The sequence below is a fragment of the Synechococcus sp. MU1611 genome (assembly GCF_020514255.1).
Classification (GTDB): domain Bacteria; phylum Cyanobacteriota; class Cyanobacteriia; order PCC-6307; family Cyanobiaceae; genus Parasynechococcus.
On sequence record NZ_VTLC01000004.1, the window covers coordinates 230,322 to 239,429 of the forward strand.

Consider the following 9,108-nt stretch of genomic DNA (forward strand, 5'->3'; position numbering starts at 1 on the left):
CATAGGGGCGTTCTTCACCGTCGCCTGTTACACCCGGCGGCCTTGGTGGAACTCCTTAAGAGCAGTCACCCAACCGGTGCCGCATCATGAATCCAAATTCAGGAGATTATTTGTCTATGGGCGTCAATTCCGTCACTCTCGTCGGCCGTGCCGGCCGCGATCCCGAAGTGCGCTACTTCGAATCAGGAAGCATGGTGGCCAACCTCACCATGGCGGTGAACCGTCGCAGCCGCGACGACGAACCCGACTGGTTCAACCTTGAGATCTGGGGCAAGCAGGCCCAGGTCGCCGCGGATTACGTGAAGAAAGGATCCCTACTGGGCATCATCGGCAGCTTCAAGCTGGATCGCTGGACCGACCGTGCCAGCGGGGAAGAGCGCAGCAAACCTGTGGTCCGTGTGGATCGGCTGGAACTGCTGGGCTCCAAACGCGACAACCAGGAAGCAAGCGGCAGCTTTGGTGGCCAGGCCTCCGATGAGGACATTCCCTTCTGAGCCTTCTGAGGAAGGGCCCAGCGCCGGTGCTCAGTCAGAGGACTGACGCCGGCGCCAGATGCGCAGTCCCAACCAGATCGAGCCGGCCAAAACAGCCACCACCAGCAGCACCTTCACCGCCTTTGAGACCGGGTCAATCCATAGTTCGACGTTGCTATATCCCTCTCCCAACACCATTCCGGCCACGGTGAGCAGGGCCGTCCAGATCAAGCTGCCGGCCGTGGTCCAGAGCAGGAACGGCGCCATCGGCATCATTTCAATGCCCGCTGGCACCGAGATCAGTGTGCGAATCCCCGGCACAAGACGTCCCCAGAACACCAGGGCTGTGCCGTAACGGCTGAACCAGCGGCGGCTGCGGGCCAGCTCATCAGCACTGATACCAATCCAACGTCCGTGGCGCTGCAACCAGGCTTCGATGCGTTCCTCGTTGATCAAGCGTCCGATCCCATACCAGGGCAGGGCACCGAGAACCGTGCCCAACAAACCAGCCAGCACCACCGGCACCAGATCCAACTGGCCCTGCTGCACATAAAAGCCCCCGAGGGGCATGATCAGTTCGGACGGAATCGGCGGGAACAGATTCTCGAGAAACATCGCCGCGAAAATCGCGATGTAACCCAGCCACTGGTTCGCCTCCACCGCCTGGCCGATCAACTCCGGCAGTTGTGTGATCAGATCAGAAAGCCCCATAGAGACTGCGCTCGGTAGCGCAAGTCTTCCATGGGGCCATGACGATCGGATTGATGGTGATCAGTAGCGGTAGTGGTCGGGCTTGTAGGGGCCTTCCACCGGCACATTGATGTAGTCGGCTTGATCCTTGCTGAGCTCGGTGAGCTTGGCGCCGATGCGGCCGAGGTGAAGACGAGCCACCATCTCATCAAGGTGCTTGGGCAGCACATAAACCTCTTTGCCGTACTCGTTGCCCTTGGTGAACAGTTCGATCTGAGCCAGCACCTGGTTGGTGAAGGAATTGCTCATCACGAAGCTGGGGTGACCGGTGGCGCAGCCCAGGTTCACCAAGCGGCCTTCAGCCAAGAGGATGATCTTGTTACCGCTGGGCAAGGTGATGTGGTCGACCTGCGGCTTGATGTTTTCCCACTCATAAGCCTTGAGGGAAGCGACATCGATCTCATTGTCGAAGTGGCCGATGTTGCAGACGATGGCCTCGTCCTTCATCTTCACCAGGTGCTCGTTGCGGATCACCTGGTAGTTGCCGGTGGCGGTGACGAAAATGTCCATCTCCTCGACCACGTCCTCCAGACGGACAACGCGGTAGCCCTCCATGGCGGCCTGCAGGGCGCAGATCGGATCCACTTCCGCAATGCAGACGGTGGCACCAAGACCACGCAGGGACTGGGCCGAACCCTTGCCCACATCTCCGTAACCGACTACCAGGGCCTGCTTGCCCGCCACCATCACGTCGGTGGCACGCTTGATGCTGTCCACCAGTGACTCGCGGCAGCCATAGAGGTTGTCGAACTTGCTCTTGGTGACCGAGTCGTTGACGTTGATTGCGGGGAAAGGAAGTTCACCGCTTTTCTGCATCTTGTACAGACGCGCCACACCCGTGGTGGTCTCCTCGGTCACACCCTGGATTTGGGCCTTGGTGCGGGAATAGAAGCTGGAATCCTGCGCCAGTTTCTTTTTGATAGAGGCAAACAGGAAGGTCTCTTCTTCGTTGCCGGGGTTGTCCAGAACAGTGATGTCCTGCTCGGCCTTGCTGCCCAACATCACGAGACCGGTGGCATCGCCGCCGTCGTCCAAAATCATGTTGGGAGAACCGCCGTCGCCCCACTCGAGGATGCGGTGGGTGTAATCCCAGTACTCCTCCAGTGTCTCGCCTTTAACAGCGAAGACAGGAATTCCGCTAGCGGCGATTGCCGCAGCAGCGTGATCCTGAGTGGAGAAAATGTTGCAGGAGGCCCAGCGCACCTCAGCCCCGAGCTCCACCAGGGTTTCGATCAGAACCGCGGTCTGAATCGTCATGTGCAGGGAGCCGGCAATGCGGGCGCCCTTGAGGGGCTTCTCGCTGCCGTACTTCTGCCGCAACGCCATCAGACCGGGCATCTCGGTCTCGGCGATGTCGAGTTCCTTTCGGCCAAAATCGGCCTGATTGATGTCGGCAATGACGCAATCGACGCCGAGCTTCAGCTCAGCTGGGGACGTGGGCGCTGCCACCATGGTTTTAATGCTCCCTAAAGCAAACGTGGAGTTGAATCTCTGCAGAGACGCCGAGGCTTCGGGCTCGCGATCTCAGCAATCTACTGATGCATCCTTTGTCCTGGCGGATATGGCAGCCACCCAGGACTTTGGTGCTGCACTAGCCAAGCAGTTGCCAAGCGGCGCCTTGGTCCTACTGAAGGGCCCTCTTGGTGCAGGCAAAACGTCACTGGTTCAAGGAATGGCTCAAGCCCTCAACATCAATGAGCCGATCACCAGCCCAACGTTTGCGATTGCGCAGCACTACCCACAGGGGAGCCCCCCACTCATTCACCTGGACCTCTACCGGTTGGATAACCCAGCCGCGGCCGATGAAATTTTCTGCCAAGAAGAGGAGGAAGCAAGACGTATGGGCGCGGTGATGGTTGTCGAGTGGCCAGAGCGCCTAGGCATTGAGATCGCTCCCGCCTGGCACGTCGAACTTCGTTATTTCAATGAAGACCAACGCAAGGCATCGCTGCGTTGGATCAGCACTTGAGAGTTGCCATTATTTCTCTGAGGGCCAGGAATCCGAACTCGGGGCTGCCATGATTGGCCCATCCCAAAAATTCTTGACGGACGCGATTGGTGACGGGATCTAAAAGTGATAGCGAAGGCTGCAAAAGCTTGAGTTTGATAAGACGTTGCTTTAGAGCAAAGGCGTGAATAGAGGTCACAGCTTCCACGTCTGTTGCATCTGAAGAGAAGCCAGGCACTCTCCATAACGCTTGGACAGGAGTGATTCCCGGACAAGACTGAACTTTCTCTAACACATCCAAAAATGTCGTGGAGCGAGATGAATCGAAAGTCAGGCCCTGACTAATAAAAGGCTCGGTGAAACTGGTGATACTCCCAGCAACATTTGGCAACTCCAACAGCAGCGCTGGGGTGATTAATTGACCAAACCATGAATACAACAAAGAATGTCCCTGGCGAACACACTCAAGGCCCGATGGGAAGCGAAACAGACAATCAATAAAAACAATGGCATCGTACGAACACAAATCATCAACAATGACTGGATTCTCGATTACAGTATTCAAAGAATTGAAAAGAAGATCAAATTCCTGACCTGCACGACCCAGAAGATCCAAAAGCTCGCGTGGATTATGGAGCGCAAAGACGAGCGACTCCCCCTCCAATTTCAATTCAGCCTGATTCAATAACAAACGCCACAGAGGCACTGACAGTCTCTTGAAGTGAAATTCAAAACCCTCCAAAGGCTCCAACCTCGTTTGCGCCTTGACAAAGCAACCCACATGCGAAGTTCCCAGGAATAGGATTTTTTTCATGGCAGCCTGTCTGGCAAATCAAGAAGCTCCTCTTCACAGGCGATCGCCATCGCTGCTGACTGATCCGAAGTCACATCATCAGTAGCAGGAGACAAGAGAGTTGCTGATGAATCGATTGACATTGATCCCTCAGGATCATGTTCAGCAACAAAACAACCCATCGCCCTCGAAACACCGTAATCCGAAACCGAACGCAAATTCGTGCCATAGGACTGAGGAATCGTGACAGGATTCGTCACCAACTCATAACTGGGGAGATAGTCAATGAAAGGACTGGAATGAGCCAACTCAGCAGCCACTACACGCAAGACCGCCTTGGAATAGGTGTTCGCAACGAGAACATGCTCAACACTCGCCGACGCCGTCAAAGGAACTGGCGAAACAGTCAAAAGAATCCTCGGCTGGCACAAGCCATCCCTATGACGATCCAAAAATTTCAAAAACCGGCGGAAAATTTTGAGATTACGCCGAACACTCAGATTTAAAAATTGATATTTGTCTTTATCGTAAGATCCTGCGATCACACCGGGCGCTACGGGCACAACACGACCCGAAGGACGATGCTGCCAAGCCTCTGTCAAGCCCAAGGTAAAAACAAATACATCCATCTCCAGAAAGCACTGCCGCACCTCATCCAAATGCAACCGACGATGTTCCGTTAACTCTTCAATCGAGGCGTAACCATCAGGCTCAATTGCAGGTCGAAGTGCATCAAAATAACGACCATTTTTCTCCCAAACCAACGGCCTATTAGGACTCGCTCGGAAAGCCTCCTTCACCATCTGGTGCAACTGGAGCGTGGTGTAAATATTTCCATACCGTGCGGAATACATCGAAAATCCATACGCCTGATGCCGCCAATCTGGCAACTCAGGCGGGGGTGGCTCACGATCAACAACAGAAAAGCCTCTAAGCTTCAAAACACGACCGATATGCTGCGCAAAGCAACTACCAGCAGTCACAATTTTGTCCGACTTGGTAATTGCAAATTTCTTGCAATAAATTTGCTCTGGCAACTGAGTTGTTGCCTGCACCACTCCTGTTTTCCAAAAGGCCTGTGCTGGCAGATCACCGTAAGGAGAATCTTTCGGCACAAAAAACCTCGCAAGCCAACGGCAATTTATCGGAGTGCACTCATCTGATAAACCGCATCACCTCTTCATGCGTTGGCTGCGGATCAATGCCACCAGCCCCGCCGCAGACCAACGCACCACAAGCAGCCGAAAAGCGGATGCGATCTATGGGCGGGGCAGACCAGCGGTGCAATAGCCCTGCGGTGAAGGCATCACCAGCACCGGTGGTGTCAACAACAGTGGGGGGCTGAAACGCGGTCTGCTGCCCTGAGTCGGCTCCCAATTGCCAGCGCACCGGGGCCGCTCCATCGGTCACCACCACATCGGGCCGCTGGGGTAAAGCCTGCTGAATCGCACTCGGCTCGTCGGTGTTGAAGAACCAAAGCGCTTCCTCCCGCGCCAACTTAATCAGGGCCGCTTGATCCAAGAGCGGTTGAATCGCGGCCTTCGCAGCTGCGGACGGCCCCGCCCCGGGATCGGCCGTTGCATCCCAGAAAGTGGGGCGCCAGTTCACATCGAGGGCAATCGCCGTGCCCTGGCTTCGAGCCTGGCTCACGGCCTCAAGCAAAGCAGATGCCGAGCCTGGTGCAGCAAGCGAAAGCGTGCCAATCAACAACCATTGGGCCTGGGGCAATGGAACGGGATCAAGAGCCTGGTCGGCGAAACCAGCCCCTTCATCCCCGGCAAAGCCCTGAAACTGCCTTTCACCATCGCGCGAACGGCGCACCAGCACGATGCGACTGGGACGCTCCGCATCCCGCTGCAGCAGTGCAGTGTCCAAACCACGCTCGGCAAACAAACTGACAAACGCCTCACCAATGGCGTCCTGCCCCAATCGACCGGCAAAGGCCACTGGTGTGCCCAAGCGGGCCAAGCCACAGGCCACGTTCGCTGGCGCACCGCCCAGACGATCGTCCACCGGCACATCCACAGCCGGGTCACCGCCGGGAGGACCGAGCCGATCGATCAGGGCTTCACCAAGACAGACGACAACAGGATCAGGTGCCATCCGACCTCACAAGGACCTTCCCTAAGAGTGGGCAGAGCAGTCCAACCTGCCAAGCAGCGCCTCAATAATCCGAGCGTTGGCCGCCGGGAAGGCGAACTCCTTGAGTTGATCCGGCCGCACCCAACGCACCTGCTGGCTGGCGAGGGGCTGCGGCTCCCCCGAGACCCAGGCGCAGAGATGCACAACGAACCTCAGCTTCTTGTGGCTGTAGGCGTGATCAACAGTGATCAATTCAGCGCCAACCGTCACGGCAATGCCGAGTTCCTCCTCCAACTCACGGGCGATGCAAGTTTCAATCGTTTCGCCCTCTTCCTTTTTGCCACCGGGGAACTCCCACATCCCTCCCAACAGGCCTTCCTCCAGCCGCTGGTCGATCAACACATCCCCTGCCACGTTGAGGACAACACCCACACCGATCACCTGGAAGGGCAGGGGCTTGGGGGCGTCGGTCACGGGCCAGCGACGAGGATCGCCGGCAGCGTAGGCAGCACAGTGCACCTGCCAGGGGCATCGATCACAAGATGGAGAGCGCGGCGTGCAAACCGTGGCCCCCAGATCCATCAACGCCTGGTTGACATCCCGTGGCCGCACCGGATCGAGCACCGCCTCACTCCAACCCCAGAACAGGGCGTCATCGCGGGCCGGCGGGCGCGGATGGGCCGTCAACCGCGCCAGCACCCGTTTGACGTTGCCATCCAAGATCGGCAGCGGAGCATTAAAGGCACTGGAGAGGATGCTGCCGGCAGTGGTGCGACCGATGCCCGGCAACGCCATCCAACCCTCCAAGGTGCGGGGCCAAGGCCCGCCCACCAGCAGCTGCGCCGCCTCATGCAGCCGGCGGGCCCGCGAGTAGTAGCCGAGGCCCTGCCACTGCAGCCGCACCTCATCCAGCGACGCCGCGGCCAGGACTTCAACTGTGGGGAACGCCACCATCCAACGCGTCCAGTAGGGGAGCACCACCGCCAACTGGGTCTGCTGCAGCATCACCTCAGCGATCCAGATGCCGTAGGGGTCCAGGTTCTGCTGCTGAGCAGGACGCACACCACCGGGCAACAGCTTCCAGGGAATACCGCCGCGGCCATGACGCTCCCACCAAGCCAGCAAGGCTGTCGATAAAACTGCCGCATCGGCCTCAGTCAGAGCGCCCATGAGTTCGCGATTCGCGTCAAAACGCCGACATCCATCGCCGACATTCCTACGTTCAGCAGATCTCAGCTGTCCACTGCCCACCATGGCCATGCGATCAGCCACGAAGGCAGCGCTGCTCGTCGCCAGCGGTGTGGTGCTGAGCCTCAGCGGATGCGGGACAAAGCCAACCAAGCAGTTTCTCTTGATCCAGACCAGCCGGATCGAGAAAGCGACGTTCTTCCCCGCGATCGAAGCGATCAGCCCGCTGGAATCCACGAGCAATGTGGAGGTAAAGCCTCAAATTGATGGCACCGTGGTGCAGATCCTTGCCACCGCTGGCCAACCCGTCAAAGCGGGCCAGGTGATCCTGGTGCTCGACAACGTTCAGCAGAGTGCCGCGCTGGATGCGGCCCGCAGCGAAGCCCGCAAGGACGTCCTCAATGCTGAACGCTACGAGTATCTCTACAAGCAAGGTGCCGTTTCAGCGAAGGAGCGGGATCGCTATGCCAACGAAGCAGTGAAGGCTGAGGACGAAGCCCGCTCGGATGCTGCGGAACTGGGCTACAAGTTCGTCCGCGCGCCAATTGACGGTGTGATCGGCGATCTGGATTCGGTGAAGCTCGGCGATTACGTCAAAACCGGGGAGACGATTACCGGCATCGTCGACAACTCCACCCTGTGGACGCTGATGGAGATTCCCGCCTCCGAGGCTTCAGCAGTGAAGGTGGGCCAAACGGTAAAGCTGGTCTCCCAGACCACACCAGCGGTGAGCGGTGAAGGCAAGGTCACCTTCGTATCGCCTTACTACGGCATCAGCGGCAGCAACAACGCCCCGAACACCCTGATGGTGAAAGCGGAGTTCCCCAACCTCACCGGACAGCTCAAAACCGGCCAGTTCGTGGCCTCCGAAATCATCACTGGGAACCAATCCAGCCTGGCGGTGCCGGTGCAGGCCGTGATGATGCAGGCCCAGCAACCCTTCGTCTACAAGGTTGTTCCCCTGAACAAGGCACTGCCCAAGATCAAAGCCTCAGCCAATGCCTCGGAGCAAGTGGTGAAAAAGCTGGAACGGCTACCAGCGGACACCCCGATCGTGGTGCAGACCAAGGTGCAGCTCGGCGATCTGCAGAACAACGCCTACCCCGTGAAGGCCGGCCTGAACACTGGAGATCAGGTGGCCATCAGCAACACCAGCCGCCTGCGCAGTGGCATGCCGGTTCAGATCAAAACCGGAGCCAACTGAAGCGATGTCTTTCTCCGACAACTTCATCAAGAAGCCGGTTCTCACCACGGTCTGCAGCATCCTGATCGTGCTGGTGGGGCTGATTGCGATCCCCACGCTGCCAATCGCAAACCTGCCCAACATCGCCGATCCGCTGATCCAGGTGAGCGCGACATATGCCGGTGCTAACGCCGAGGTCACCGAGCAAGCGGTGACCAACCCGATCGAGCAACAGATCAATGGGGTGCCCGGGGTGGCTTACATCGCCTCCACCAGCGACATGACGGGCTCCAGCTCGATCAACGTCTACTTCGATCAGACGACCGATATCGATATCGACCAGGTGAACGTGCAGAACCGGGTCTCCCTGGCGTCGCCGCAACTGCCGGAGCAGGTCTCGGCTACCGGGGTCTCGGTGAAGCAGAGCAACCCCTCGATTCTGCTGGCCTACGAGATCAGTTCATCGGAGGGCCAGTACGACGCGGCCTACCTCAACGGCCTGGTCTACGAACAGCTTTATTACCCCCTCTCGCGCGTTGAAGGCGTGGCCACGGTGAGCGTGATTGGTGGAGCCACCCCCGCCTTCTGGCTGTTCGTCGATCCCGACAAACTCGCCGCCAACCAGCTCACCGCAGAGGAGGTTCTCAATGCTGTGGGATCTCAGAACAGCTTGGCGGTGGGGGGGCTGGTG

At 58.2% G+C, this 9,108-nt stretch carries 10 protein-coding genes; 4 read left to right on the top strand and 6 right to left on the bottom strand.

Annotated elements, in window-relative coordinates:
* Nucleotides 1-116 precede the first annotated feature (116 nt).
* Nucleotides 117-494, top strand: a complete 378-nt coding sequence (locus tag FZZ92_RS09955; protein ID WP_115094557.1) for a single-stranded DNA-binding protein — start codon at nt 117-119, stop codon at nt 492-494.
* Between the two features lie 30 nt (nt 495-524).
* Here the strand turns inward: FZZ92_RS09955 and FZZ92_RS09960 are convergent, their stop codons facing one another.
* Both FZZ92_RS09960 and ahcY read right to left on the bottom strand, forming a co-directional pair.
* Nucleotides 525-1,184 (bottom strand): DedA family protein, encoded by a 660-nt coding sequence (locus FZZ92_RS09960; protein ID WP_226423138.1) that lies wholly within the window; start codon nt 1,182-1,184, stop codon nt 525-527.
* Nucleotides 1,185-1,244: 60 nt separating this feature from the next.
* Complete coding sequence (ahcY, locus tag FZZ92_RS09965; protein WP_226398998.1) at nt 1,245-2,675, bottom strand: adenosylhomocysteinase; 1,431 nt, start codon at nt 2,673-2,675, stop codon at nt 1,245-1,247.
* Nucleotides 2,676-2,775: 100 nt separating this feature from the next.
* Between ahcY and tsaE the strand changes: the two genes are divergently transcribed.
* A complete protein-coding gene (gene tsaE / locus FZZ92_RS09970; protein ID WP_255614359.1) occupies nt 2,776-3,192 on the top strand; it encodes a tRNA (adenosine(37)-N6)-threonylcarbamoyltransferase complex ATPase subunit type 1 TsaE in 417 nt (138 codons plus the stop codon).
* On the opposite strand, the gene FZZ92_RS09975 is transcribed toward tsaE, so the two are convergent.
* From FZZ92_RS09975 to mutT, 4 genes are read right to left on the bottom strand one after another with little or no spacing between them, the layout of a single operon-like run.
* Nucleotides 3,182-3,985 carry a hypothetical protein gene (locus FZZ92_RS09975; RefSeq protein ID WP_226423139.1) on the bottom strand — a complete coding sequence of 268 codons (804 nt, stop codon included), beginning with the start codon at nt 3,983-3,985 and terminating at the stop codon, nt 3,182-3,184. The two genes, tsaE and FZZ92_RS09975, sit on opposite strands and share 11 nt — an antisense overlap.
* Complete coding sequence (locus FZZ92_RS09980) at nt 3,982-5,079, bottom strand: GSCFA domain-containing protein (protein WP_226423140.1); 1,098 nt, start codon at nt 5,077-5,079, stop codon at nt 3,982-3,984. Before FZZ92_RS09980 ends, FZZ92_RS09975 begins: the two co-directional genes overlap by 4 nt.
* A 40-nt stretch (nt 5,080-5,119) precedes the next feature.
* Nucleotides 5,120-6,067 (bottom strand): carbohydrate kinase, encoded by a 948-nt coding sequence (locus tag FZZ92_RS09985; RefSeq protein WP_226423141.1) that lies wholly within the window; start codon nt 6,065-6,067, stop codon nt 5,120-5,122.
* Nucleotides 6,068-6,088: 21 nt separating this feature from the next.
* Nucleotides 6,089-7,216, bottom strand: a complete 1,128-nt coding sequence (gene mutT / locus FZZ92_RS09990; RefSeq protein ID WP_226399017.1) for an 8-oxo-dGTP diphosphatase MutT — start codon at nt 7,214-7,216, stop codon at nt 6,089-6,091.
* Nucleotides 7,217-7,298: 82 nt separating this feature from the next.
* Here mutT and FZZ92_RS09995 point away from each other — a divergent pair, with 82 nt between their 5' ends.
* Nucleotides 7,299-8,438: an efflux RND transporter periplasmic adaptor subunit gene (locus FZZ92_RS09995; protein WP_226423142.1), complete on the top strand. Its 1,140-nt coding sequence runs from the start codon at nt 7,299-7,301 to the stop codon at nt 8,436-8,438.
* A 4-nt stretch (nt 8,439-8,442) separates the two neighbouring features.
* On the top strand, nt 8,443-9,108 hold a 666-nt coding region (locus FZZ92_RS10000; RefSeq protein WP_226423143.1), incomplete at its 3' end, for an efflux RND transporter permease subunit.